Annotated in this window: 32 protein-coding genes; 18 read left to right on the top strand and 14 right to left on the bottom strand. The window is 62.3% G+C overall.

The genetic code is table 11. From position 1 onward, the window contains the following. Window positions 1-99: 99 nt before the first annotated feature. Window positions 100-678 carry an SOS response-associated peptidase gene (locus HARCEL1_RS05205; protein WP_108381513.1) on the bottom strand — a complete coding sequence of 193 codons (579 nt, stop codon included), beginning with the start codon at window positions 676-678 and terminating at the stop codon, window positions 100-102. 235 nt (window positions 679-913) lie between these two features. Here HARCEL1_RS05205 and HARCEL1_RS05200 point away from each other — a divergent pair, with 235 nt between their 5' ends. Both HARCEL1_RS05200 and HARCEL1_RS05195 read left to right on the top strand, forming a co-directional pair. Next, the gene (locus HARCEL1_RS05200) at window positions 914-1,180 is read left to right on the top strand and encodes a type II toxin-antitoxin system HicB family antitoxin (RefSeq protein WP_108381512.1); all 267 of its coding nucleotides are present in this window, start codon (window positions 914-916) and stop codon (window positions 1,178-1,180) included. Between the two features lie 44 nt (window positions 1,181-1,224). Beyond that, the gene (locus HARCEL1_RS05195) at window positions 1,225-1,440 is read left to right on the top strand and encodes a type II toxin-antitoxin system HicA family toxin (RefSeq protein WP_233357439.1); all 216 of its coding nucleotides are present in this window, start codon (window positions 1,225-1,227) and stop codon (window positions 1,438-1,440) included. A gap of 27 nt (window positions 1,441-1,467) precedes the next feature. On the opposite strand, the gene HARCEL1_RS13330 is transcribed toward HARCEL1_RS05195, so the two are convergent. The 4 genes from HARCEL1_RS13330 to HARCEL1_RS05180 all read right to left on the bottom strand — a co-directional run bounded on the left by HARCEL1_RS13330 (window position 1,468) and on the right by HARCEL1_RS05180 (window position 3,432). After that, a complete protein-coding gene (locus HARCEL1_RS13330; protein WP_159077030.1) occupies window positions 1,468-1,605 on the bottom strand; it encodes a hypothetical protein in 138 nt (45 codons plus the stop codon). A gap of 62 nt (window positions 1,606-1,667) precedes the next feature. Then, entirely contained in the window at window positions 1,668-1,952 is a 285-nt protein-coding gene (locus tag HARCEL1_RS05190; protein ID WP_108381511.1) for a type II toxin-antitoxin system RelE family toxin, read from the bottom strand. Continuing rightward, a complete protein-coding gene (locus tag HARCEL1_RS05185; RefSeq protein ID WP_108381510.1) occupies window positions 1,942-2,223 on the bottom strand; it encodes a ribbon-helix-helix domain-containing protein in 282 nt (93 codons plus the stop codon). The genes HARCEL1_RS05190 and HARCEL1_RS05185 overlap by 11 nt, the downstream gene beginning before the upstream one ends. Window positions 2,224-2,286: 63 nt before the next feature. Continuing rightward, a complete protein-coding gene (locus HARCEL1_RS05180) occupies window positions 2,287-3,432 on the bottom strand; it encodes a glycosyltransferase family 4 protein (protein ID WP_108381509.1) in 1,146 nt (381 codons plus the stop codon). Window positions 3,433-3,885: 453 nt separating this feature from the next. On the opposite strand from HARCEL1_RS05180, the gene HARCEL1_RS05175 reads away from it, so the two are divergent. After that, window positions 3,886-4,155, top strand: coding sequence for a ribbon-helix-helix domain-containing protein (locus HARCEL1_RS05175; protein WP_108381508.1), 270 nt, complete (start codon window positions 3,886-3,888; stop codon window positions 4,153-4,155). Between the two features lie 3 nt (window positions 4,156-4,158). After that, entirely contained in the window at window positions 4,159-4,461 is a 303-nt protein-coding gene (locus tag HARCEL1_RS05170; RefSeq protein ID WP_108381507.1) for a type II toxin-antitoxin system RelE family toxin, read from the top strand. A gap of 115 nt (window positions 4,462-4,576) precedes the next feature. On the opposite strand, the gene HARCEL1_RS13735 is transcribed toward HARCEL1_RS05170, so the two are convergent. The 3 genes from HARCEL1_RS13735 to HARCEL1_RS13730 all read right to left on the bottom strand — a co-directional run bounded on the left by HARCEL1_RS13735 (window position 4,577) and on the right by HARCEL1_RS13730 (window position 5,804). Beyond that, window positions 4,577-5,092, bottom strand: coding sequence for a hypothetical protein (locus HARCEL1_RS13735; RefSeq protein ID WP_233357414.1), 516 nt, complete (start codon window positions 5,090-5,092; stop codon window positions 4,577-4,579). Further along, window positions 5,089-5,382, bottom strand: a complete 294-nt coding sequence (locus HARCEL1_RS05160; protein WP_108381506.1) for a UPF0175 family protein — start codon at window positions 5,380-5,382, stop codon at window positions 5,089-5,091. The genes HARCEL1_RS13735 and HARCEL1_RS05160 overlap by 4 nt, the downstream gene beginning before the upstream one ends. A 197-nt stretch (window positions 5,383-5,579) precedes the next feature. Continuing rightward, the gene (locus tag HARCEL1_RS13730; RefSeq protein ID WP_233357413.1) at window positions 5,580-5,804 is read right to left on the bottom strand and encodes a hypothetical protein; all 225 of its coding nucleotides are present in this window, start codon (window positions 5,802-5,804) and stop codon (window positions 5,580-5,582) included. Between the two features lie 1,082 nt (window positions 5,805-6,886). Between HARCEL1_RS13730 and HARCEL1_RS05145 the strand changes: the two genes are divergently transcribed. Next, window positions 6,887-7,945: a glycosyltransferase family 4 protein gene (locus HARCEL1_RS05145; RefSeq protein WP_108381504.1), complete on the top strand. Its 1,059-nt coding sequence runs from the start codon at window positions 6,887-6,889 to the stop codon at window positions 7,943-7,945. Here HARCEL1_RS05145 and HARCEL1_RS13325 read toward each other — a convergent pair. Next, window positions 7,932-9,530, bottom strand: a complete 1,599-nt coding sequence (locus tag HARCEL1_RS13325; RefSeq protein WP_159077028.1) for a hypothetical protein — start codon at window positions 9,528-9,530, stop codon at window positions 7,932-7,934. The genes HARCEL1_RS05145 and HARCEL1_RS13325 overlap by 14 nt on opposite strands. Window positions 9,531-9,534: 4 nt before the next feature. After that, window positions 9,535-10,665, bottom strand: coding sequence for a glycosyltransferase family 4 protein (locus HARCEL1_RS05140; RefSeq protein WP_159077027.1), 1,131 nt, complete (start codon window positions 10,663-10,665; stop codon window positions 9,535-9,537). A 143-nt stretch (window positions 10,666-10,808) separates the two neighbouring features. Here HARCEL1_RS05140 and HARCEL1_RS05135 point away from each other — a divergent pair, with 143 nt between their 5' ends. The 4 genes from HARCEL1_RS05135 to HARCEL1_RS13320 all read left to right on the top strand — a co-directional run bounded on the left by HARCEL1_RS05135 (window position 10,809) and on the right by HARCEL1_RS13320 (window position 13,325). Further along, window positions 10,809-12,317: a lipopolysaccharide biosynthesis protein gene (locus tag HARCEL1_RS05135; RefSeq protein WP_108381502.1), complete on the top strand. Its 1,509-nt coding sequence runs from the start codon at window positions 10,809-10,811 to the stop codon at window positions 12,315-12,317. A 125-nt stretch (window positions 12,318-12,442) separates the two neighbouring features. Next, entirely contained in the window at window positions 12,443-12,691 is a 249-nt protein-coding gene (locus HARCEL1_RS05130) for a UPF0175 family protein (RefSeq protein WP_108381501.1), read from the top strand. Continuing rightward, window positions 12,688-13,176 carry a DUF3368 domain-containing protein gene (locus HARCEL1_RS05125; protein ID WP_108381500.1) on the top strand — a complete coding sequence of 163 codons (489 nt, stop codon included), beginning with the start codon at window positions 12,688-12,690 and terminating at the stop codon, window positions 13,174-13,176. The genes HARCEL1_RS05130 and HARCEL1_RS05125 overlap by 4 nt, the downstream gene beginning before the upstream one ends. Then, the gene (locus HARCEL1_RS13320) at window positions 13,173-13,325 is read left to right on the top strand and encodes a hypothetical protein (RefSeq protein ID WP_159077026.1); all 153 of its coding nucleotides are present in this window, start codon (window positions 13,173-13,175) and stop codon (window positions 13,323-13,325) included. The genes HARCEL1_RS05125 and HARCEL1_RS13320 overlap by 4 nt, the downstream gene beginning before the upstream one ends. Window positions 13,326-13,336: 11 nt before the next feature. On the opposite strand, the gene aglM is transcribed toward HARCEL1_RS13320, so the two are convergent. Continuing rightward, window positions 13,337-14,629, bottom strand: coding sequence for a UDP-glucose 6-dehydrogenase AglM (aglM, locus tag HARCEL1_RS05120; RefSeq protein WP_108384088.1), 1,293 nt, complete (start codon window positions 14,627-14,629; stop codon window positions 13,337-13,339). Between the two features lie 111 nt (window positions 14,630-14,740). Here aglM and aglF point away from each other — a divergent pair, with 111 nt between their 5' ends. The 6 genes from aglF to HARCEL1_RS05090 all read left to right on the top strand — a co-directional run bounded on the left by aglF (window position 14,741) and on the right by HARCEL1_RS05090 (window position 19,932). Continuing rightward, on the top strand, window positions 14,741-15,460 hold the full coding sequence (gene aglF / locus HARCEL1_RS05115) for a UTP--glucose-1-phosphate uridylyltransferase AglF (RefSeq protein ID WP_108384087.1): 720 nt from the start codon (window positions 14,741-14,743) through the stop codon (window positions 15,458-15,460). A gap of 335 nt (window positions 15,461-15,795) precedes the next feature. Continuing rightward, window positions 15,796-16,239, top strand: a complete 444-nt coding sequence (locus tag HARCEL1_RS05110) for an NUDIX domain-containing protein (RefSeq protein WP_108381499.1) — start codon at window positions 15,796-15,798, stop codon at window positions 16,237-16,239. Between the two features lie 53 nt (window positions 16,240-16,292). After that, entirely contained in the window at window positions 16,293-16,532 is a 240-nt protein-coding gene (locus HARCEL1_RS05105; protein ID WP_108381498.1) for a DUF7557 family protein, read from the top strand. Continuing rightward, window positions 16,516-16,926 (top strand): PIN domain-containing protein, encoded by a 411-nt coding sequence (locus HARCEL1_RS05100; protein ID WP_108381497.1) that lies wholly within the window; start codon window positions 16,516-16,518, stop codon window positions 16,924-16,926. Before HARCEL1_RS05105 ends, HARCEL1_RS05100 begins: the two co-directional genes overlap by 17 nt. A gap of 213 nt (window positions 16,927-17,139) precedes the next feature. Next, window positions 17,140-17,868 (top strand): hypothetical protein, encoded by a 729-nt coding sequence (locus HARCEL1_RS05095; RefSeq protein WP_108381496.1) that lies wholly within the window; start codon window positions 17,140-17,142, stop codon window positions 17,866-17,868. 51 nt (window positions 17,869-17,919) lie between these two features. Beyond that, window positions 17,920-19,932: a DUF2298 domain-containing protein gene (locus HARCEL1_RS05090; RefSeq protein ID WP_108381495.1), complete on the top strand. Its 2,013-nt coding sequence runs from the start codon at window positions 17,920-17,922 to the stop codon at window positions 19,930-19,932. A gap of 12 nt (window positions 19,933-19,944) precedes the next feature. Here the strand turns inward: HARCEL1_RS05090 and HARCEL1_RS05085 are convergent, their stop codons facing one another. After that, on the bottom strand, window positions 19,945-20,196 hold the full coding sequence (locus HARCEL1_RS05085; RefSeq protein WP_108381494.1) for an HAH_0734 family protein: 252 nt from the start codon (window positions 20,194-20,196) through the stop codon (window positions 19,945-19,947). A 47-nt stretch (window positions 20,197-20,243) separates the two neighbouring features. Then, window positions 20,244-20,765 (bottom strand): cob(I)yrinic acid a,c-diamide adenosyltransferase, encoded by a 522-nt coding sequence (locus HARCEL1_RS05080; RefSeq protein WP_108381493.1) that lies wholly within the window; start codon window positions 20,763-20,765, stop codon window positions 20,244-20,246. A 126-nt stretch (window positions 20,766-20,891) separates the two neighbouring features. Between HARCEL1_RS05080 and HARCEL1_RS05075 the strand changes: the two genes are divergently transcribed. Then, on the top strand, window positions 20,892-21,602 hold the full coding sequence (locus HARCEL1_RS05075; protein WP_159077025.1) for a hypothetical protein: 711 nt from the start codon (window positions 20,892-20,894) through the stop codon (window positions 21,600-21,602). Window positions 21,603-21,647: 45 nt separating this feature from the next. Beyond that, on the top strand, window positions 21,648-22,028 hold the full coding sequence (locus HARCEL1_RS05070; RefSeq protein ID WP_108381491.1) for a response regulator: 381 nt from the start codon (window positions 21,648-21,650) through the stop codon (window positions 22,026-22,028). Between the two features lie 49 nt (window positions 22,029-22,077). Here HARCEL1_RS05070 and HARCEL1_RS05065 read toward each other — a convergent pair whose 3' ends face one another. After that, window positions 22,078-22,485 (bottom strand): response regulator, encoded by a 408-nt coding sequence (locus tag HARCEL1_RS05065; protein WP_159077024.1) that lies wholly within the window; start codon window positions 22,483-22,485, stop codon window positions 22,078-22,080. Between the two features lie 117 nt (window positions 22,486-22,602). Between HARCEL1_RS05065 and proS the strand changes: the two genes are divergently transcribed. Continuing rightward, window positions 22,603-24,048, top strand: coding sequence for a proline--tRNA ligase (gene proS / locus HARCEL1_RS05060; protein WP_108381489.1), 1,446 nt, complete (start codon window positions 22,603-22,605; stop codon window positions 24,046-24,048). Window positions 24,049-24,090 lie beyond the last annotated feature (42 nt).

The following is a 24,090-nucleotide window of genomic DNA, read 5'->3' as shown; positions in this document are numbered from 1 at the left end:
TGAATCGGGGATTCGGAGGTATATATTGCCTACGTGTGCACTGACGGCGGAGCGACCGAACGGGGTCGATCGACCGTCGGGAGTAGTCCCGTGACGGAGTCAGCCGAACGCGTCGAGATCACGCTGTTCGTGATCCGGGCCGTCGATCAGGGCCGGGCCGTCGACGGTCGGATCGCCCAGGCGGGGGTCGACGGGGTCGATCGCCAGATCGGTCGCCGGGTCGGCGGTGATCACCTCGCGATCGCGGTCCGCGAGCCAGTCGGCTTCGCGGTCGGGAGCGAGTGTGACGGGCATCCGATCGTGGATCGCGTCGACCGGTGGGCGCGCGTCGGTCGTCAGGACGGTGACGCCATCGGGAAGGCGGAGGCCCGCGAGCGCGAGGATCGGGTCGCCCTCACGATAGATCCGGACCGGTTGGCCGTCGGGTCGCCACTCGTAGAATCCCGAGGTCGGGAGGAGGCAGGGCTCGGCCCACGCCGATTCGTCGACGGCAGTCTCGATGCGGGCGTTGAACCGCTCGGCCCACCGGGTGAGTGTCGCGGTCTCGCTAGGCTCGACTGCGAGCACCCGATCGCCGGGTGCGAGGTTGTAGCTCGGCGTGTAGGCGTCGGGCACGCGAGTGCCCGTCCGCTCAGCGATCGTCGCGGGATCAGCGAACAGTCCGAATCGGCCGCACATAGCTGTGATTGGGGCGGGACGGTCCTGAGTGCTGGGGTGGAGCGGTCGACCGGACGGTAGCGTGACGCCGAAGATCTCTCCTCATGCGATGGCGTCGCGATAGGCGCGTTCGGCCACGTTGGCGATGGCGTCCCAGTCGAACTGGGCCGATACTCCGAGACAATCCTCGACCACAGTCCGGGACCGCCGTCCAGGCTCCCGAACCGTTTTGCTTCTTAATACAGTACCGTGGTGTATGGCACAAGCCGACCCGGGCAGCGCGGACGCTCCCGACCGGGAGATCCGCTTGCTGAAAAATCCGGACGGGCAGTGGACCGCTCGTGATCTCCGCGTCGGTGTCACTGCTCAGGGGGACACTCGCAGCGAGGTGCTCGACACCCTGGATGCGGTCGTCGAGGGCGACGGTGGGCGGGCCCCGACCGACGAGGACCTGGAGGCGCTGGGTGTCGACCCGGACGTCGCTCGATCGCAGAATAACGATCTTCCCGATGTCTTGCAGTAACGATGGTGACGCGAGACTTCTCTGTCGAAGACGGGTAGAAAGTTCTGGTCACCGTCGGCGGGTTTCGGCACGTCCGCACGACTGGCGACCACCTCATCTTGCGGTGGGATCCACCCGAGAGCCACGAGCAGACGGACGTTCGAGTCGTTACCGTTCCAGCGCACGACTCGATCAGCATCGGAACACTGCACGACATCGCTGACGATGCCGGCGCGGCGGAGTTCGAGGCGTTCTGCGAGTGGATCGACACTCACCGGTAATCAGCACGTGACGTCGAGGGTCCCTTCTCACGCGATCGCGTCGCGATACGCGCGTTCGGCCATTCGAGCAATGGCGTCCCAGTCGTACTCTGCGGCGCGTTCGGTCGGGTCGATCGCGGGGCGCTCGCCGGCACGGGGATCGAGAGTGTTCGCAAAGCGTCCCAACGACTCACGGAATAAACGACCCGTCCACGAAGCACAGAATACTGAGTGAATCGCCACTCGATTCAGTCGTCACCAGGTTGATAGGCATTTTCCCGGCGATCGATCGTATAGACTTGAATCTCGCTGGCGTCGTGGTCGAGTTCACAGCCGAGCCGGAACTGTCCGATCCGGAGTTTGGAGTGCGGGACGCCTGTGAGTGGTTCGACGTACGCATCGGGGTCGCGCCACTCGTCGGTCACGATCTCTTCGAGTTTGGATTCGATTCGGTCGCGAGCGTGATCGTCGAGCGCCTCGAACTGCTGGCGAGCGCGTGGATACAGTCGCCACCCCCACTCGTCACTCGTCATCGTCCCGGTCGAGAACGTCCTCGCGCGTCAGCGTCTCGGGCGATCCGGTTCGACGCTGGTGCTCGGTCGCCACAATATCTTTCCAGGCTTCACGACTCAACCCCGGGTGTTTGACGGCATCACGGAGGACATGACGGATGAACTCGCTTCGCGAGTTGAAGCCTTCCTCACGCCACGTCGCGTCGATGTCTCCGAGAAACGACTCCGTCAAGCGGACGTTGATGTTGGTCTTGTCGGGATCGGACGACCCGCTCGTATCTGCGTTCGACATACGTTCGTATTCGGGTTCTGGGCCCTTCTGTGTTTGGGACCGTTTGCGAGGTGAGATTCTCCCTCACCCGATCGCGTCGCGATAGGCGCGTTCGGCCATTCGAGCGATGGCGTCCCAGTCGTACTCGGCGGCGCGGGCGGTCGGATCGGTCGGGGGGCGTTCGCCCGACAGGGCACGATCGAGGGTGTCTGCGAGCGCATCGGTCGTCGGTTCGGGGACGAAGCCCGCGTCGGCGATCACCTCACCGGCGGCCGACTCGGGGTGGTCGGCCCCGATCACGGTACAGTCGGCGGCCATCGCCTCGACGTAGGTGATCCCGAAGCCTTCGCGCGTGGAGGGGGAGGCGAAAATCGGGGCGGCGCGCATCTCGCGGAGCACGTCGGTGTACTCGTCGAGAAAGCCCGTGAATTCGATGCGATCGCTCGCGGGGGAACGGCGGGCCTGGCGTTCGAGTTCGTCGCGTTTGGGCCCGTCACCGACGATCCGGAGGGTGGCGTCGCTCGCGACCTGTTCGAACGCGTCGATCAGGCGGTCGACGCGCTTGTCTGCGATGAGTCGGCCCGCGTAGAGGACATCGGCGGGATCGTCGGCGGGGTCGGTCTCGCGGACCTGTGCGACGTCGATGCCGTTCGGGACGACCGCGATGTCTGCGCGGTCGGGACCGCTCGGGAGGATCGCGCGGTCGGACCCGAGTTGAGCGAGTCGATCGGCGGTGACCCCCGAGACCGCGATCGGGTGTTGAGGGACCCGCGCGGTGACGTGTTCGGTGACGCGGCCGCCGATCGCGAGGCGACCGAGGTAGTCGTCCCAGTACTCGCCCCAGACCTCGTGCCAGGTGGTGACCAGCGGGGTGTCGGTGCGCAGGCGCGCGAGGCTGGCGGCGAGGACGGGGAAGTAGGGGAAGACGCTCGCGACCAGGACGTCGTGGTCGTCGATCGAGCGGCGGAGTGGCGGCGTGAGGCGGGCGGCGTAGTCGATCGCCTCGGTGATCGAGCGGCGGCCCTCCTCGACGTAAAGGTCGGTCTCGGGGGCGACCGCGCGAAGGGTCATGCCGTGGTGGTCGATCTCGTCGGGTCCGTCCCAGAACTTGCGGGGGTAGACCGTGACTGCGTGGTCCTCGGCGAGGCGACTACCGATCTCGTGGATGCGCTTTTCTGCGCCTCCGTTGACCCAGGGATAGACGACATTTGACAAGAACGCGATCCGCATTGACGGTGCGTATTCGTGTCGGGTGGAAACGGGTTTCGGTTGGGTGGTTCTCGTTCGGGTGGTGGGACCGCTTCGAAAGCCCTCGGGGCGCTCGACCAGCGAAAGACTCGCGATGCTCGTCTTTCGCGGTGCTGCTCACTTCGTTCGCAGCACTCCCGCGGCGCTCGCGGCTTCGCCGCTCGCGGTCGAGACTCTCACTTCGTTCGAGTCTCGCTCTCGCTGCGCTCCTCGCTCCGTTGCGGTGTCTGCTCACGGCTTCGCCGTTCGCACGGCCCGAGGCGCGTAGCGCCTCGCGGCTTGCGTCGCCGGGGTTCGTCGAGCCGCCCCTCCCCTTTCAGTCCACCAGGATTCGGCTGGCTGACGCGGGAAGCTGGTTCTCCGTTCAGTCCGTGTCTGTAGACCACCGACGACACTGGCGGAGGGTTTTCCAGTACCACCGACGTACCACAGAGCATGACCGACGACGCCTCGGACGACGGGGACATGGTAAAGCTGAACGTCAAAGTTCCGCGGCGACTCCTCGACGACATCGACGAGCTGGCGGACGAACTGCAGTACACGAATCGCTCCGAGTTCGTGCGTGAAGTGCTCCGGGACACGACGGAGCCGATCTTGACGCCCGGGGCCCAGGAGGGGGTCTCGGAAGGGTACGCCGACGTCGCGGCGGGCCGCACGGTCAGTCACGACGAGATGACCTCGCAGTTCGGACTCGACGAGGAGTAAGGCGTGGCCCACGACCTGGAATATACGGCGACGATTCAGGAGACGCTGGAGCAGTTGGAGCGAGAAGATGCGCAGCGCATCGTCTCGAAACTGGACGACGTGCTGGAGTTCCCGGGTCATTTTCTCGATCGGCTGAAAGACCACCCCGGGTACAAGCTCCGCGTCGGTGACTTTCGTGTGCTGATCGACTGGGACAAGGACAGCGAGACGCTGTACGCCATCGACGTGTTCGAGCGTACACGAGAGTATCGCGAGTTGGGTCGGTATCGCGAGGTCTGGGGGTCCTGGCGGGACGAGTCGGCCTGAGTGGGGGCGATGCGGAGCGCGGGAGACGGACCCACCTCGAACACCCTCGCTCGGGTCCCGCGGCGCTCGTCGAGACGGCACTCACGATCCACGAACACTCGCGATTCCGGGACGCTCACTCTTCAAACGCTTCGAACAGGTACTGTTCGTCGTCCGTCGCGAACTCGTAGTGGTCTTCCCGACGGAGGTCGGCGAGGACGGTCCGGAGCTCTTCGGCGGACGTAATCGCGTCGCGTTCGCAGGCCGCCCGGAGGAGGACGACGAGATCGACGATTTCGACGCCACGGTGTGATGCGATGGTGTGGACGTGCCCGTCGTCGGTGAGCAATCGCTCGTCGCGGACCTCCGCGATCGCGATCAGTTGGGCGTCGACGCGAGAGAGCGATCGATCGAGAATCTCGTCGGTTCGCGTGCGTTCGGTCTCGGTGGGCGTGATCGTGTCGAGCCAGCCGCCAGCGTGAGCCTCGACCTCGTCGATGCGATCGACGAACGCGTAGCCGCTCACCTCGTCGCGGTGGAACTCCTCGACGACGGCGGGCGTGGTGGCGACGCTCTCGAAGACGGTCGGGAGCAGCTCCAGCCGGTCGATCTTCGCGAGGCTGGAACAGACGTTGTTATCGACCAGCGTCATTCGAGATCGTCGAGTCGATCGTCGCGGTCGCTCTCGGAGAGGAATCCAGCCGGTCGGCGGTCGCCGCGATCGGCGAGGAGCTCGCGGAACGCGGTCGGACTCATCCCGGCGGTCTCGGCGGCGCGGTTGAGGCTGACGCCGCCCGAGCGGTACTGCTCGACCGCGAGTTCGGTCCGAAGTTCCGGCTTCGTCCGCAAGAGGGTTCGAATGGCGTCCTCGATCACCTCCGCGTCGGTGTCGTAGGCACCGACCTCGCGAAGGCCGTCGATCGTGTCGTCGACGTCGATCATACGCTCTGTTGGGTCGGTCGACCCTTAAATTGTCGTCGCGTGGCGGAGTCGAGGGCGTGATCGAGCGTGGTCGGTCATCGCTGAACGGCCGCGGGGCCCGCGTCGGTCGGAGTGACTCGATCGCGAGGGGTTCGAACGGCCTCGTCGCCCGATTTGAACGGGTCGGGAGCCCAGACGACTGTGCCGCGCGACGCCATCTATTCGTCCCGGTCCTCGATCGGATCGACAGCGGTCTCCATCCACGCTGCGATCTCCTCGTCGGAAAACCCACCGTCGGTCGCCTCCGCCGCCTCGGCACCGAGATGGCCCGCCGAGGCGGTCGCGTGCTCGGCGTCGGCGATCGTCCAGTACTGGGCGCGGTGGTCGACGATGCCGTGCCCTTCGAGACGCGCGAGCGTCGGGCCGACGCTGCCCTGGGGCACGTCGACGGCGTTGACGATTTCGCGCTGGCGAAACGCCGTGTCGGCGTTGGCGAGGAGGAATCGGTAGATCGCGCCCTGGGTCGTGTCGGGTGAGAGATCGAGGAGTGGGCCGTCCTCCTCGATCGTCTGGAACTGGTCTTTCGAGATCGGTATCGTGTGTATCAGTATGTATTCGATCCTATTCAGTGTTATTCGAAGGGATCGGGTCGTCTTTCGTGAGGGGTTCGAGTCGGGTGGTCGGCCTCGAACACCCTCGCTCGGGTCCCGCGGCGCTCGCGGCGGTCACCGACCTGGTCCACGGGGCTCGTGAGGACCAATCACGCGTCCCGTGACGGATCGAGGACGGTACTCGGGCCGGTCGTGACTCGCTCCGAGACATCGTCCGTCATTCCATCGGATCGTCTGGGCCCGGCGACTCGTCGACTGTCTCGATGGTATCGTGTGCCCACCGACCCTGTGGTCACTCATACTTATGTGGGGTCCTCCCGCGTATACTGGGTATGCGTCGACTGTCGCTCACCTTACTCACGATCGCGATAGCGGGATGGATCGTCGCTGGAGTCACTCTCGTTCGCGGGCTCCGAGCGGATGGCGATCACGAGCGATCGGAGTGGGCGACGAGACGCAACCTGTCGCTTCTCGTATCGAGTCTCTCGATGAACTCACTCGTGGGACTGACCCTGTATCGGTCTGCGAAGAAATTCGTGGCGTGAGTCAGGACGCCAGCGGACCCGAGCGGGTAGTCACTGCTCCACCCTCGAAGTGGCCCTCGTCGATGGTTCCGACCCGGGGGACATCGTGTCTCGCAGTTGTGGTGCCACGAGGGCCTTCGAGGCGATGGAGTCGCTTGGTGTGGGTTCGAGCGGGGAGAACTGCCTTGAGTCCTCGCTCGGGTCCCGCGGTGCTCGTCGAGACGGTCGAGCGTCGGGCCGACCAGGATGGGAGACAGAGCACGCGATACCTCTCGCCAGACGTGCGGATCCGAGTTCCAAGGCAGATCTCATTGTTCTAAGACCCACCGCTCGCGAGTCCATTATTGAGAATGCGGAAGACAAATACAGATCCACAGCCAAAAAGCAACGATGAGAATCGGGGTGAATGCGAGAACATTCTCTGTGGACGAACCTGGCGGGTCTGTCCAGTCGATGCGAAAGATCACCCGCGAGTTGATCCAGCGAGACGATGTTTCCGTCGTTCTGTACGGTAATTCGTGTCTCAGCGGCGAGTTTCCCAACGCTACGCAGGTGCACAGTGGTGGGTTCTTCTCGAACTCACCGTTCTTCGGCGTCCTCTGGGAGCGCACGGTCCTGCCGATGCTCGTCGATGCCGACGAGATCGACGTGCTGCTCTGTCCGAACGGGAACGCGCCCCCGGTCGGCGTGGGCGTGCCGATCGTCACCTACGTCCACGACGTGAACGCCCTGAAGGGGATGTCGAGTTGGGTGCATCAGATCTACCGCCGGACCATGGTCCCGCTCGGTGTGCGGAACTCCGAGGCCATCGTCACCGTCTCGGAGTTCTCGAAAGGAGAGATCGTGGACCATCTGCCCGTCGACCCGGAGGATGTTCACGTGGTCTACAACGGCGTCGACGAGTTCTTCCTGCAGGACGGTGGGAGCGAGCCGATGGACCTCCCCGACGATTATTTCCTGTACGTCGGGGCGATGAACCCGAGAAAGAACGTTCGCAGACTCGTCGACGCGTACACACAGATCCACGACGAGATCGACCAGAAACTCGTGCTGATCGGTCCACGGAACAAGTCGATGTTCAAGACGATGGACGTGGAGGCGTCCGAGAACATCATCACACCGGGATTCGTTCCGCGGCCCCAGCTGAAGTATGCCTACGAGAACGCCGACGCGTTCCTGTTTCCGTCGCTCTACGAGGGATTCGGATTGCCACCGCTCGAAGCGATGGCCTGTGGGACACCGGTCATCGCGGCGAACAGTAGTTCATTGCCCGAGATATTGGACGGGCACGCGACCTTTGTGGATCCATATTGTACTGAAGATATTGAAGATGCGCTTTGTGATAATGATTTGAATGATAACGAAGACGACCTCGTATGTCATTCAAACAAATTCACTTGGGACGATTCTACCGACCAATTGTTTAAAATATTAACTAATTATTGCTGATTCTACATTTCTTTGATTGTCTTGAAGTCAATATCCGCTGACCTCCATTGCTGTATATTTTGCCCAATTCATTACTTCTTAGCCAGAAAGAAGATGAATTCAACGGAACTCTAGCGTAATTTGGAATATACAACCCTTTCTCTCGCATTTCACCCGTCAATACAATATGATCAGCTCCAATTTGATCCATCTCATTACAAAAGGCACCCATATTAGTGCTATAATATATATTATTCAGTTGTGTTTCACTTCTCGGATAATAGTAGTCATAATACCCCGAAGATACTAATGGTGATCCCATCTTCATATCCCCCACCAACATTTTGTTTTCATAATCCATCACCCACTCACTCCATGATGGACTATTTTGATTGTATGTTTGAATGTCCTGATGTGGGGTTGTGACCTGAAGACCGAATACTAAAGCAAACACAACCAATATTGTAGTTATTATTGGTATGAGAATTTGAGCGTTATTGTTCAAATATGCTATGCCAATAGCTGCTCCTACAACAAGTAATGGGAAAGAAAATGTATAAGCACGAGTTACGAGGAAATATTCTCCTGTCGACAAGAATATGGTAGTCATCCCGAATATGACAATACCCCAAACAAACAATACGACCTCAATTACAGGCTCTTTTGTCCTCACGTACGTTCTGATTCGGTTCAGAACCAATACCCCGCCAATTAATCCAAGAGGGAAGAGGACAACGATGACGATCAAGCCATAGCTTTCAACAGGCAATATTGAATCAGGCGTTGCTGTATTACTACCAAACGGGTTCGATATATCTAATTTTCTCAAATTTTGAAGAGCGGCAATACCATATGTCACATAATTCCCCTCTTGCAAAATACGTGGAACTAACACACTGACAATAGCGACAGGTGTTAAGTACCGTGGGATGGACCTTTCAACCACCAATTTCACGATTATCACTGCAATCAGGCACATTGTGAATAACAGAAATAATGAAGGTGTATTGAAGGCCAACCAGATGGACATGATCGGAAGTAACACTATGGTTGCCTTCCCCCAATCATCCGATGAGTCATTTTCGGCATACCCCATGGAAACAACATACATTGAGATTAGGAAAATTGCTATTTCTGTACTACCAATACTCAAAATTGCATCGGGTGGCTTCACTGGACTTACACCACCAGCTAAACTAATTGGTACTGAAATCCGGCGATCATCCACCATATTATCAATAATAAGGAAGTAACTTAATGCGATTACAATAAATGACGGGAATGAAATCAACCACTCATTAACACCTATTCCCGTGACAAGACTAAGCTCTGCTTCAATAATGGATGTTATAGGTAGGGTGATGTCAGAGCCAATTTTCCCCCATAAATTCATGACTGGAACCCCGCCCGGGTTTAAGCCGTACTCGATCCCAGATTGTGGGACAGAACCTTGACGAATGATTTCATTCGCTACCCAGTATTCGGCATAAAAAAATACGTCCCTAAATGAATTGGTCGGTATATACAAGGAAGTGAGATATACAACGGTAGCGATGAATAGATTCCCAAGAATTACTGAAATTTTCTTAGTATTTTTGCCATTCATGTATTTATGCTATTGAGCTATAGATCTCATTGTATTTGTTGAGTACGCGTTTGGGGGCGTACTCATCATTTACATAGGACATGTTAGATTCCCCATAGCGTTTGTGGTCGTCATGTGCTTCAGTTATCGCTCTCGCAATGTCCTGCGGGGAACCCGGTTCACACAATAGATTATCTTGGGGGATAATCTCGGGAGCTGCGCCAATATTCGTTGCCACAACCGGAAGACCGTGTTGCATAGCTTCGATCAATGTCCGACCAAAAGGTTCTGGCCAAATCCCCGGGTGAACGAATATGTCGCCAGATGAATAGAATTCAGATATCTCCTCATGATCAACCCACCCAGCAAATTCAACGCGTTGATTTAAATTGTTCTCATCGACGATGTCTTTTATTCTGCCTGAATCACTCCCAGTACCACCCACGCGTAAGGTGAATTCATCAGGTAAATACTTTAGAGACTTCACCAGATCTGCAACTCCCTTAGTCTTCTTCAAAGCACCAACGTAGAGTAGTCGGGTTCCATTTCCTCTCGTCCTTGTATTTCCGGAATACAGCTCAGGGTCAACCATGTTAGGTATAACATGGATTTTTGAAGTCGGGAAGCCATTATTGACATATATTGACCGAATCGAGTTACTTAATGCAGTAATTACGTCAACTTCATCCTTCCATTTGAGGGTAAAATTCGACATCAATTTCAACGAGATCTCCTTGTATATTCGACGAAGTGGTCTCGACCATCCCATATTGATTTTTTTCTCGGATATGAATTCGAACGAATTTAACGTTGCTACGGCAGATATGTTGTACTTTTTCGCCAAATACCCAACTAGGGGATGGAACTTCATATTGTATGAATGGACTATATCAAATTCACACAAATCATCGACATATGGTTGAAGTGCGCGGTAAGCAAAATAATTTGTCGTTTCCTTTATACTAATTGTCAAATCAGAGACTCGAACGACCTCTACCCCATTTTTCAGGTTGCTGTCCCGGCCGTCGAATGAATAGACGGAAACGCGATCAACCCAGTCTTGTTTAGCCAAATTTTCCGATAATAATTTTAGACTGATTTCCCCACCACCAACTACTGTTGGGGGATACCTTGGAGTAATGAATGCTATGTCCATGCTAATTCGATTCAAGCCACCACCGTGTTGTAATCCTTTCCATCTAACCTGATGCATAGTAAATGTGATGTGGCAAACACAAATGCCAGCCAGTTTGATCCGATATGATTTTGAAGGTGGACACAATTATTATAGATTAACATATGGCTACTATTTTAAAAGGATTTATATCTATTTTCGGGGCGAAAGTATCCAACTTAGTTTTGATGTTCGTGATCACGCCGATATTGGTGAGATTACTCGGAAGTAGTGGTTATGGAGATTACTCATTCTTATTATCGTTAACGGCAGTTTCATTTATACTTGTGAATGCAGGCACATTCGACGGGACTCGCAAATTCATTGCCGAAAACCGGGAATTCGCAAACTGGACAGAGTATGTCATAGGATATTACCTCCGTGTAGGTGCTATATTAGCCGGATTTGCTTTAATAATATATTCACTCATATCTTGGTTTGGTTTGTCTAGTTTTATTTTCGGCCCACCATTCGACCTATACTTCATACTTGTGGGAATACTTTTGCTGGCGAAACAATACAGCAATACTTCTCGTGGGGGATTAATGGGACTTAGTTTAGAACACCAAAGTGAACCACTTGTTGTCCTTCGAAAGTTTTTATTTGGCTTATCAGCGATCTGTCTTGCATTATTGGGGTTAGACGTTGTTGGGGTGTTAATTGGCCGCATTTTCGCATTCACAATCGTTGGCACAATTGGGTACATATTATTATCAAGACACATTAATATAAAATATATTTTTAAAAAACTCCCAGATGACTTCCCGAGGAAAGAGCTATTAGCATTTAATGGACTGAGCATTGTATTAATTTTCCTGATCTTCTCGCTGTACCACGTCGACATCCTCCTGATTCGACCACTCACGGGCAGCGACCAGGCCGGGTTCTACAAGGCCGCGCTGGTCATCGCCCAGTTCCTCTGGTTCGCACCGCGCGCGCTCCAGACCGTCCTCCTGCATTCGAGTTCGGAGATGTGGACGACCAAAGGAAGCGACGAGGTCTCGGACATGATCTCACAACTGACCCGCTTCAACGTCACGTTCACGCTGTTGCTCATCCTCGGCCTCGGATCGCTCGCGGCGGACTTCGTGCCGATCTACTACGGGCCCGACTTCCAGCAGGCGGTGCTGCCGCTCCTCTTGCTCCTCCCGGGCACGCTCGGCTTCGCGGTCACGCGGCCGATCATGGCCGTCGGCCAGGGCAAGGGGACGCTGCGCCCGCTGATCGTCGCCACCGGCGCGGCGGCGGCGATCAACCTCGTCTTGAACCTCCTTTTGATCCCCCAGTACGGCATGGTCGGCGCTGGCGTCGCCACCAGCGTGGGCTATGGCTCGATGCTCGTCTTCCACGGCATCGCCGCCCGGCGGATCGGCTACGACCCCTTCCGTGACCTCCGTCTCGCGCGGATTGCAATCACCGCCGGCGTCTCCGCGCCGGTGATCGTCGGCCTCTCGCTGGCCATCCCCCACTCGATCCTCTCGCTGGTCGTCGTCCCGCCCGTGGGCTTCGTCGTCTACGGCGTCCTCGTACTGCGAACGCGAGTGATCGACGTCGACGAACTCGACCCGATCGTCGAGCGCGTCCCCGAACCGGTCGACGCCTGGGTGAGTCGAACGCTGTCGATCGTCGCCTGACACGCGACCACCGATCGACGACAGTGACCCGACCACGGGAGACTCACCTCGTTCGGACCGCTCGTGATCTTCGCGCCGCGATCCGTGGGCCGAAGACTCAAGCGAGCGGACAACGAACGACCGATATGGCCGACATCGAGATTCCCGACGGTGTGTACGAGGCCATGGAGCTTCCCGAACCAGACCGAGACGCTACGATGAAGACCGAACTCGCGGTCTCGCTGTACGACCGCGGTGTCCTCTCGTTCGGAAAGGCCCGACAACTGGCCGACCACTCTGCCCGAGAGTTCCACCGCCTCTTGGGCGACCGCCAGATCGAGCGCCACTACACGAGCGAGGAACTCGACGAAGACCTCGACTATGCCCGAGAGTGAGCACGTCGTCACACTATTCCTCGCCACTCCTCAATCTCGCACTGATCGAGCGTCTCGATTGTCTCACCCGACAGTTCGGCACTATCACAATTCCCCAGCCAGTCTGGGCAGAACTCACCGCTGGGGAAGACGGACTCCGCGAAATTCAGGCGTTTCGACGAAGCGACGACGTCACGGTCGTCCCGGTCGATCGATCCAGTCTTGTTCGGGAACTGACGACCCGTCTCGACAGCGGCGAAGCCGCCGCGATTGCACACGCTCTCGACATCGACGCCGACCGGGTCTTGATCGACGAACGCGAAGGTCGTCGGGTCGCCCGCCGTCACGACCTCGACGTGACGGGAGCGATCGGAATTTTGATCCGCGCCGCCGTGGACGGCCCAGTTGCCGACCTACAGGGCGAACTCGACGCTCTCCGGGACGCGGGATTCTGGATCAGCGACGACCTCTTCGAGAGAGCCCTTCGAGACGCACGCACAGATTGATCACGCCGACCGATCAGCCCACGGTCGTCGAATCAGTCCTCGCGCTCCGCACGCGCGCCATCGACGTCGCCGAACTCGACCCACTCACCGACCGCGTCCCCGAACCGGTCGACGCCTGGGTGAGTCGAACCCTCCAGATCGTCGCCTGACACGCCACCGCTCACCAGGTCAGCCCGTCGTAGGTGATCCCCTCGCGCCGCTCGACCACGCGCCGCCCGTCGATCACCACGGGATCGGCCATCGCGTCGAACTCGCTGTCCAGCGCCGCGAACTCGTCCCAGTCGGTCACCACGAGCGCCGCGTGTGCCCCCTCCAGCGCCGCCGCCGCGCCGTCGGCGTACGCGATGTCGGGGAACTCCGCGCGCATGTTCTCGACCGCGACGGGGTCGTAGGCGACGACCTCCGCACCCCGCGACTGCAACCCCTCGATCACCGGGATCGCCCGCGTGTATCGGATGTCGTCGGTCCCGGGCTTGAAGCTCAATCCGAGCACCGCGACGCGCTCGCCCGCCACGTCGCGATGCTCGTCGAGCAGGCCCAGGAGGCGCTCGGGCTGTTTGTCGTTGACCGCGACCGTGGCGTCGAGGAGTTCGGGTTCGTACCCGCGCTCGCGGGCTGCCGCACGGATCGCCGCGACGTCTTTCGGGAAACACGACCCACCCCAGCCGAGCCCCGAGCGCAGGAACTGCTCGCTGATGCGGTGGTCGAGTGCGATCGCGTCCGCGACCTCGTAGGCGTCGACGCCGTACTCCTTGCAGATGTTCCCGATCTCGTTGATCAGGCTGATCTTGGTCGCGAGGAAGGCGTTGTTGGCGTACTTGATCATCTCGGCCTCGCGAAGCCCCGTCTCGACGTACGCCGTCTCGTCGGCGGCGGCCGCCATCAGCGGGTCGTACACGTCTGCGAGCGTCTCGAAGGCCACCGAATCCTCGCTGCCCACGACGATCTTGTCGGGGTTCTTGAAGTCCTCCAGTGCGTACCCCTCGCGCAGGAACTCGGGGTTCATCGCGACGTGAAGATCCTCGCCGACGGTCATGTCCGCGGCCTCGGCGACGATCGGCGCGACGCGCTCCCGGGTCGTCCCCGGCACGACCGTACTTTTCACCACGACCACGTGCTCGCCGTCGCCAGCGATCGCCTCGCCCAGCGACTCCGCAGCGGCCTCCATCGCCGACAGGTCGATGCTGCCGTCCCCTTTCGAGGGTGTCGGCAACGCCAGGAAGGTCACGTCGCCCGAAATCTCGTCGTAGTCGGTCGTCCCGACGAGCGTCTCCCCGCCGTGGGCCGCCATCAGTTCGTCGAGGCCGGGTTCGTGAATCGGCGCGCGACCGTCGTTGATCGCCGCGACGACCGACTCGTCGATGTCGACGTTGGTCACGTCGTGGCCGATCTCGGCGAACCAGGCCGCGATCGTCGTCCCGATATAGCCGCTTCCGACGACGTTGATGTGCATCATGGGCCGTACTATGCCCCGCGATTAGTAGGTTTCTGATCACGTATGCTCCACCGAATCGACCGTGAACGACCCCGAACGCTCAAGACGACCACCCTATTGGTGTCGGCCATGCAAGCAGTCGTCCTGGCCGCCGGCGAGGGAACGCGATTGCGGCCACTGACCGACGACAAACCCAAAGCGATGGTCGAAGTGAACGGGAAACCGTTACTGACCCACGCGTTCGACCGCTTACTCGATCTCGGAGCCGACGAGTTGATCGTCGTCGTGGGCTATCGCAAGCAGGACATCATCACCCACTACGACGACGCCTACGAGGGCGTCCCGATCACCTACACCCATCAGCGCGACCAGAACGGCCTCGCCCACGCGTTGCTCACCGTCGAGGAACACGTCGACGACGATTTCATGCTGATGCTCGGCGACAACGTCTTCGAGGCCAACCTCGACGATGTGGTCCGCCGCCAGCAGGAAAATCGCACCGACGCCGCTTTTCTCGTCGAGGAGGTCGAGTGGGACGAGGCCAGTCGATACGGCGTCTGTGTGACCAACGACTACGGCGAGATCACCGAAGTCGTCGAGAAGCCCGAAGACCCGCCGTCGAACCTCGTGATGACCGGGTTCTACACGTTCTCACCGGCAATCTTCCACGCGGCGAAGCTCGTCCAGCCCTCCAACCGTGGCGAGTACGAACTCAGCGAGGCGGTCGACCTCTTGATCCGGAGTGGGCGAACGATCGACGCGATCCGCATGGATGGCTGGCGCGTCGACGTGGGATATCCCGAGGATCGCGACCGCGCCGAGGAACGGCTTCAAGAAGTCGAAGGCTGATCGACCGGACAGCCCATCGCTCACGACGGCAATTCGATTCCGACCAGCAAACAGTCCATCGTCGCTCGACAAACGAGCCAGGTCCTGGCGGAGTGGACGGGCGAGGCGCACTCGCGCGTCGGTGCGCGGGCGGTCGGCCGTGGCCGACCGCCAGACGTGGGCGGCAGTCGCCGCCCACGCAGGCCCTATCCGAGGAGCGCGACGACAGTCGCGCGACGAGGATATCCCGCACAGCGACCGCGAGCGCGCCGAGAGCGTCCGAACCCACCTCGATCTCCGAGAACGTTCCAGAGAACACCCAAACCCCACTTCCCATCGCCCCACCAACCACACCCATGCCCCACGTGCCCGACGCCGACTGGGCGACCATCGTCGAACACGTCCCACTGGTCTCGGTCGACCTGCTCGTCCGCCAGGCGGGCGGCCTCGTCCTCGGGAAACGCACGAACGACCCCGCACAGGGCGAGTGGTTCGTCCCGGGCGGGACCGTCCTGAAAAACGAGTCGCTCACCGACACCGTCGACCGCGTCGCTCGCGAGGAACTGGACACCACCGTCACCATCGAATCCCACTGTGGCACGTTCGAACATTTCTACGAGACGAGCGACGTCGCGGGCGTCCCGACCAAACACTACGTCGCCCAGGCGTACGTCGTCACGCCCGACGCGCCCGTCAGCGCCGCCGACGACCAACACACCGACCTCCGCGTCGCCCACCCGCCACTCGACGATCCCCACCCCTATGTCCAGGAGTACGTCGAGGCCCTCGACTGGGACTGACCGGCGACACTCGCCCCACCACCCTTTTTGTATACGCATACGTATGCACATGCATGGGAACGACCTCGATCAGGGTCTCCGAGGATTGCAAACGACGCCTCGATCTCGCCAAACGCGAGTCGGAGAGCTACGAAGACGTGATCAGGAGACTCACCGAGCGCGAGAAGTGGGCCGGGTTCGGCGTCCTCGACGACGCGGAGGGTGACACCCGAACAGCGATGACCCGCATCCGGGAGTCGATGCGCGAGGGGACGACCGCCGACATCGAGGCCACCGATGATCGTCCTCGATAGTACCCTCCTCAGCGACTATCTGGACGGCCGGGACGCCGCACGGGAGTTCCTCGACGCCCACGAATCCGAGGCCTGGGCCGTGTCGGCGATCGTCCTCTACGAAGCCCAAATGGGGGCCGTCCACGGCTCTCTCGACGCCGACCCACAAACGCTGACCCAGGCGATCACCACCGCGATGGACGTCCTCCCGGTGACCGAACGGACCGCCGCGGAAGCCACCGCCCTCCAGGAAGCGCTCCTCGAACGAGGACTGCCCGCCGACCATCCCGATGCGCTCATCGCGGCGTCGGCTCGCGAACACGGCGCCAGGTTCGCGACGGCGGAACGCCACTTCTGGGACGACGACGTGCAAAGCGTGCTCTCGGTCGCCCCATACGACCCTCGTGCGGACTGATCGTCATCGGACGGCGATCGCCACCCCCACCCCACAGCTGTAGCCGTGGGTTAACTTACTCGTCGCGAGCGTCGTGGACCAGTTCGGTGACCTCCGTGAGCGACAGGTCGACCTCCGCGCTTCGGTCCTCGACCCGTGACCCCGACTCACCCCATCCGGCACCAGGTCGACGATCCCTTCACATTCAATACCCACCCCCACAACCCTACGCCCATGAGGAGACGATCCGACACCCGACTCGTCACCGACGGTGGGCAGCCAGGCGACGACGAACCGATCGACGACCCGGGAGACACAGAAGACGACGACCCGGGCAACGCCGGGAGTGGCGACCCCGACGACACCTACGGTCGCTTCGACGAGACGAGCACGACCGGGACGACACCGGGGGCCGACGAGATGAGCGAGCGGACGACGGGCCAGGACAGGACCGACGACACCGCGGATAGAGCCACCGGCGACGCCACGGCCACCGACGATACCGCCGCCACCGACGACACCGCCGCCACGGCCACCGGCGACGCCACGGCCACTGGCGATACCGCCGCCACCGAAGAGACCCGCCAGCCGTCCCAGAACGACAGCAGCAACGACCCGATCCTCGCGGCCTTACTCTCCTTTTTCCTGATCCCGGGGCTCGGCCATATGGTGGTCGAGGGCAAGAAAGACCGTGGCGTCTCGATTTTGCTCTTCTATGTCATCTGGGTGATCGTCGGGTGGGGGCTCGTCGGTGTCGGGTCCGCAGCCGTGATCGGTCTCATCGGCTTCGTCCTCGGCGTCTTGACCCTCGGAGTTGGCCTGTTACTCTGGTTTGTCTGGCCGGTCATCATGCTGGTCATCGTCGTCGGTGACCTCCTGATCCGCGCGCTCGCCGCCATGGACGCCTACCAGCACTCCGAGTACATGGACACGGTCACCGAGACCGTCGACGACTACAGATAGGGCGACCGCGATGCGGAACTGGTATTGATCAGCGCGTCACAGACGCCCACGATGGGGAGTGGGTTTGCACTCGTCTGGATCGGTCTCGCCGTAGTCCTCGGTGGCGTCGGCGGGGCCGTCCTCGCGCCCCTCGCCCGGCCGCTGCCCGATCGCGGCGTGAGCCTGGGCCTGCCCGCCGCACTCGTGATCGTCTGGCTGGGCGCGCGCCCGATCGGGACGCGCTCGATCACGCTGGGGTTGCTCGCCGGCCTCACACTCGTGTTCGGACTCGGAACACTCGCCCGACGAGGGGGGTCGGTGGGCCGATCGCCCGTCGCGCTCGGCGTGTTCGCGGTCGCGTTCGGCGCTGCAGTCCTCGCCCAGTCACACACCGGTCTCGATCCAACCCAGACCGCCGCACTCGCGGACTACGGAACGCTTCGCAGTCTCCTCCGCAGCGCGACCCTGCCGCCCGCCGCGATCTGGGCCGCCGGCGAGTCGGCCGCCGCGCCCGGGACGGTCGTGGCATCGCTGATCGCCCGGATCACACTCACGCCCGCCGCGTTCGCCGCACCGCTGTGGACGGCGCTCAGCTACGCCGCCCTCCTCACCGCAGCCTACGGCCTGGGCAGCGCCCTCGACCGGACGGGACACCGTCGCGTCGCGAGCGGGATCGCCACGGCGGCGGTTCTCGGCCTCGCCGGTCCCGTCCCGATCGATCGCGCGCTCGATCTGGTGGGGGTCGCGGTCCCCACGGGCGCGGCGACGCCCGCCGCCTGGCTGTTCGGGCCGTTCGACGGGGCGACGCTCGCGACGCTGACGCTCGTCCTCGCGGTGGGCTTGCTCGCCGCCACCTACCGGTGGCCACCCGGACAGCGTCGCGAGCGGTGGCTGACCCTGGTCGCGGTCGGGCCGGTCGCGGGCGTCGCCACGACGGTCGACCCCTGGGTCGGCCCGACGATCCTCGCACTCGCGGGCCTGACGGTCGCACTCGCGCCGACGCCACCGATCGCGCTCGAGGACCGACCGGCGTGGCTGTCCGAGCCATCGCGCTGGGTGATCGCGGCGGTCGTCACGGTCGGGATCGGAGCGGTCGGCGTCGCCGTCGCCTGGCCCGACCGGGAGCGTCTCCGGACGGCGTTCGAACTCACCCGCGGGGCCGGCCCCACGATCGACACCACGCTGCTCGCGGTCGGCCTGCTCGCCGTCGTCCTGACGGTCACGCTCTGGGCGTTCCTCCGGGCGCGCTGGGACCGACCGATCGCCGTCGTCCTCGTCGCGAGCGTCCTCGTCTGGCTGATCGCGGTCCACGACCGTCCGGTCGCCGCGCTCGCGGGCGGACTCGCCGTCCTCGCGGTGGGCCTGGCCCGGACCGACGCCCTCGACGACCGCCCCGCACCGGGGTTTGCGGCGGTCCTGATCGCCGTGGGTGCACTCGCCGTCCTCGCCCGAGCGGTCGTCTCCGACCCCGCCGCGAGCGCGTCGTTCACCCGACAGGCCTGGACGCTGTTCGCCATCGCGACGGGGCCCGCGCTCGTCCGCCTCGGGACCCACCACCTGCCGAGTCCGGCGGGGCGGTCGTGGCCGGCAGGGCAACGCGCGCTGCGAGCGATCGCCGTCGCCGTCGTCCTCGCGGGCACGCTCACGACGCCACTGCTCGCCGCCCAGGACCACGCGGGCACCGATCGCGACCTCTCGGTGACCGCCGGCCTCGACCTGACGCCCAGCGAGCGGTCGGCGCTGGAGTGGCTGAACCGCCGATCGGGATCGCCCACGATCGCCACCGCCCCACGATCGGGACGGGCCGCCCTCCCCGCCGCGATCAGCGGCCTCCCGACCGTCGCCGGGCCACCGACCCCCGCCCGCTCCGAGCGTCGGGTCAGCGCCGTCGAGACGATCTACACCGGCCCGGCCACCGCACAGCGAGACGCGCTCGCGACCTACGACGTCCGCTACGTCTACGCCGGGCCGGCCGAACGAGCGGCGTACGGACGGCTGACACTCGACGACCGATCGAGTCTCGACCCGATCACGGCGAGCGAAGACTGGCCGACGGTGACGATCTATCGCGTCGAGACCGACTGACCGCCGTCCCGGTCAGGCCGCCTCGCGGACGGACACGTCCTCGGCGTCGACCGCGACGGTCTCCAGATGCATCGGAATGAACTCCCGGCGCTCGAAGGCGTCGCGTTCGTCGCGCGCGCCGACCGTACACCAGAGTTGCACCTCGCTCGGCCCGTGGAACTCGCCCTGGCGATTGATCGCAAAACAGACGTACTCTTCACCGTCGACGTCGATCACGGCGTCCCGGCGGATCCCCGGATCGCCGTGGACGATCAGCCGCTTCATACGGTCACAACGACCGACCGCCCTCTAAGCGTTGTGGAGGCGGCGGGTCAGTACGCGGGCGCGTCTGGGTCGACCCCCGCGGCGTCGTCCGCGCGGCGCGCACACACGAAGAGGAGATCCGAGAGGCGATTCAGATACGCACCGATCGGGTCGGGGACCGCCTCCGCCTCAGCGAGCGCGACCACGCGGCGTTCGGCCCGTCGACAGACCGCGCGAGCGTGCTGAAACGACGCGCCCGCTGCGCTGTCACCCGCGACGACGAACCGGTCGCGATCCGGGAGGGCGGCCTGGTACTCGTCGATGGTGTCCTCCAGCTCCGCGACGGCGTCGTCCGCGAGCGTCGGGGCCTCGGGATCGTCTGGCATCGCGAGCGCGGCCTGGATCGTATGCAGGTCCTGCTGGAGGCCAGCGATGTCGGTGTCGGTCTCGGTCTCGGCCCGGACCCGCCCCAGAACGGCGTTCAGTTCGTCGACGGTGCCGTACGCCTCGATCCGCGCGTCGGTCTTCGAGACGCGCTGGCCGTCGCCCAGATCCGTCCGTCCCGCATCGCCGCGGCCCGTGTAGACCATACCGTCGTCAGGGTCCAGGGGCCCTTAACCCCCGAGGAGTGGGAACCGACCGGAGAAGACGAACAAACCGTCCAATATCACAACCTATCCCACTAAATTTACGTCAATCGAACGCGAAGGGAACGTGTGAACCGAATGGTGCCCGCCCTCCTGGCGACCGTGGCCCTCCTCGCCGTCGTCGCACCCGCTGTCGGAGCGGGCGTTACGATCGCAGATCAGACCGTCAACCCCGGCGGGACTGTCGAACTCACGCCCGAGATAGGCGACGCCGCCGCGCTCGAAATCGAGGACGTCCCCGGAGACTGGGACGTCTCGGTCGACGGGAGCCGAGAAGGAAACGTTTACGACGCGGGCGACACGCAGGTCCTCAGATTGTTCCACCCGAGTACCGACGTTTCGATATCGTTCACCGTTCCCGAGTCCGCGAGCGGAACCCACGAATTGACCGTCCAGTCGTTCTACGGAGACGACGGGGAGGAGACGACGACGTTCACGATCACCGTCGCACCGGAAGCTGACGACGCGAACGCAGACTCGGGCGACGAGAGTGGCGGGGCTGGCGGCCTCGCGAACGACCAGGTCGACATCGAGACGACCACGACGGACGCGTCGACCGACAGCCAGACCAGCGCGGAGTCGGACGACCCGGCGGACGAGACGACTACCGACGACACCAGCGCAGAGTCGGACGACCCGGCGGACGAGACGACCACCGACGCGTCGACGATCGACACCGACACGCCCACCCCGGTCCCGGTGACGACCGAAGACGGGCCCGGGTTCGGCGTCGTCGCCGCGTTCCTCGCGATCGCCGCCCTGGTCGCCCGCCGGCGCTGAGTGCGTCGGGAAACACTCAAGGCCACGGCCCAAATTTGTGAGCGCATGTCAGAAGCGATCAGTGTGCTCCTCGTCGACGAGGACACCGACGTTCTCGAACTCGCGGAGACGTTTCTCGAACAGTCTGACGACCTCTCGGTGACGGCCGTCACCTCCACCAGCGCGGCGCTCGATCACTTCGAGACCGAACCAGTCGACTGTGTCGTCAGCGACTACACGATGCCCGAGATGACGGGGACCGACCTCCTCGAAGCGATCCGCGATCGCGACGCGTCGATGCCGTTTTTCCTGTTTACGGGCCGCGACGCCCGCGATATTCGCCAGGAACTCGACGACGAATCTCCGACGGGCTACGTCCGGAAGGGTGAGGGACCAGACCAGTACACCCAACTGGCCGACGACATCCGCGACGCCGTCACGAACTGAGCGGCCGCCCAGAACCCCGACCTCCGACTACCTGTTGGACCGCGCCCACTTACCGCAACTCCTCGACCGCCGTAGCGAGGCGACCGAACGCGTCCGCCTCACCCTTGCGGATGAACCGATCGACGCTCTCGTCGTCGATGCGGTCGTAGACGGCCTCGTCGGGCGAGCCGGTGAACAACACGAACGCCGTCCCCGGAGCCTCGCGCTCGACGACGTCGAGAACGTCCAGTCCGTCGACGGTCGGCATGCTGTAATCACAGATCACACAGTCGATCGCGCCGGTCCGGATCCGCTCGATCGCCGCCTGGGGGTCGGTCTCGACCGTGATCGAGACGTCCACGAGGTCGTGTTCGAGGTACTGACTCGCCAGATCCACGACCGTCGGATCGTCGTCGACGACCAGCACTCGGGTCTGTGTCACCTCGGTCGCCGATCGATCGTCCCCCGACACGTGCATGGTACTTCGTGACATAGGGGCCCCCGTATGTAAAAGCAGGGCGATCGACTTCTGGTTTTGAAACGACTCCCCCGTCGAAATCGGAGACGGTTTCAACGCCGCCTGGCTGGTGCCCGTATGAGCGAACAGGACCTGGGGATCACCGAATCGAAGTCCCACGCGACGGGCGACTGGTACGCCGAAGTCGTCCAGAAAGCCGAACTCGCTGACTACGCGCCGATGGGTGGGTTCATCGTCACACGCCCGCGTGGCTACGCCATCTGGGAGGGCATTCAGGACCACCTCGACGCCGAGTTCAAGGCGACGGGCGTCCAGAACACCTACTTCCCGATGTTCATCCCCGAGAGCTTTCTCGAACGCGAAAAGGACATCGTCGAGGGGTTCGACCCCGAGGTGGCCTGGACCACCCACGGCGGCCACGAGGAACTCGACGAGCGACTGGCGGTCCGCCCGACCAGCGAGTCGATCATCGCCCCCTTCATGGCCGACTGGATCCGCTCGCATCGGGACCTGCCGATGCGGCTCAACCAGTGGTGTTCGGTCGTCCGGTGGGAAGCCACCGAGACGAAGCCGTTTTTCCGGACCAAGGAGTTCCTCTGGCAGGAAGGCCACACCGCCCACCGCGACGAGCAGTCGGCCCGCGAGGAGACGATGACACGGCTGGATCAGTACGAACGGCTGTACGAGGACGTCCTCGCGATGCCCGCGCTGACGGGGCGCAAGCCCGACCACGACAAATTCCCCGGCGCGGAGATGACGACGACCGTCGAGACGCTGATGCCCGACGGTAAGTCGGTCCAGGCCGCGACCTCGCACTATCTCGGAACCTCCTTCGCGGAGGCGTTCGACATCACCTACGCCGACGAAGACGAGGACGACTGTGTCGCCCACACCACCTCGTGGGGACTCTCGTGGCGAGCGATCGGCGCGCTCGTCATGCTCCACAGCGACGAGCAGGGGCTCGTCCTCCCGCCGACGCTCGCGCCCGAACAGGTCGTGATCGTTCCGATCTGGGACGCCGACTCGAAAGAGCACGTCCTCGAATACGCCGATGAGATCGCTGCAGACCTCGATAGCGCAGGCCTCCGGGTCGGACTGGACGACCGCGACAACCGCAATCCGGGATTCAAGTACAACGAGTGGGAGCTCAAGGGCGTCCCGCTACGTATCGAGGTCGGACCGAACGAGGTCGAGGAGGAAAGCGCGACACTCGTCCACCGGCCCGACGGCGAACAAATCAGTGTCGAGCGCGCAGGAATCAGCGACACCGTCGACGACCACCTCGACGAGGTGTACGCCAAACTGTACGCCGCCGCCGAACAGACCCTGGACGGCGCGATCCGCGAGGCCGACTCCCGCGAAGAGATCCTGGGCACGATCGGCCAGCACGGCGGCTACGTCGAGGCGGGCTGGTGTGGTGACGAGGCCTGTGAGGCGCCGATCAAAGACGCCGTCGCCGCCGAGATCGTGATGGTGCCCTTCGAGGACGACCCGATTCACGAGGAGTGTGCGATCTGTGGTGAGCCGGCCGCACGGACGGCGTACTTCGCGCGGACGTACTGAACGACAGGCCGGCAGGGCCGACACCGCGCGCTTTCTCAACCC

It is taken from the genome of Halococcoides cellulosivorans (assembly GCF_003058365.1).
GTDB classification, from domain to species: Archaea; Halobacteriota; Halobacteria; order Halobacteriales; family Haloarculaceae; genus Halococcoides; species Halococcoides cellulosivorans.
The sequence above is the reverse complement of the archived record's forward strand: the minus strand, read 5'-3'. Positions and strand labels throughout refer to the sequence as shown.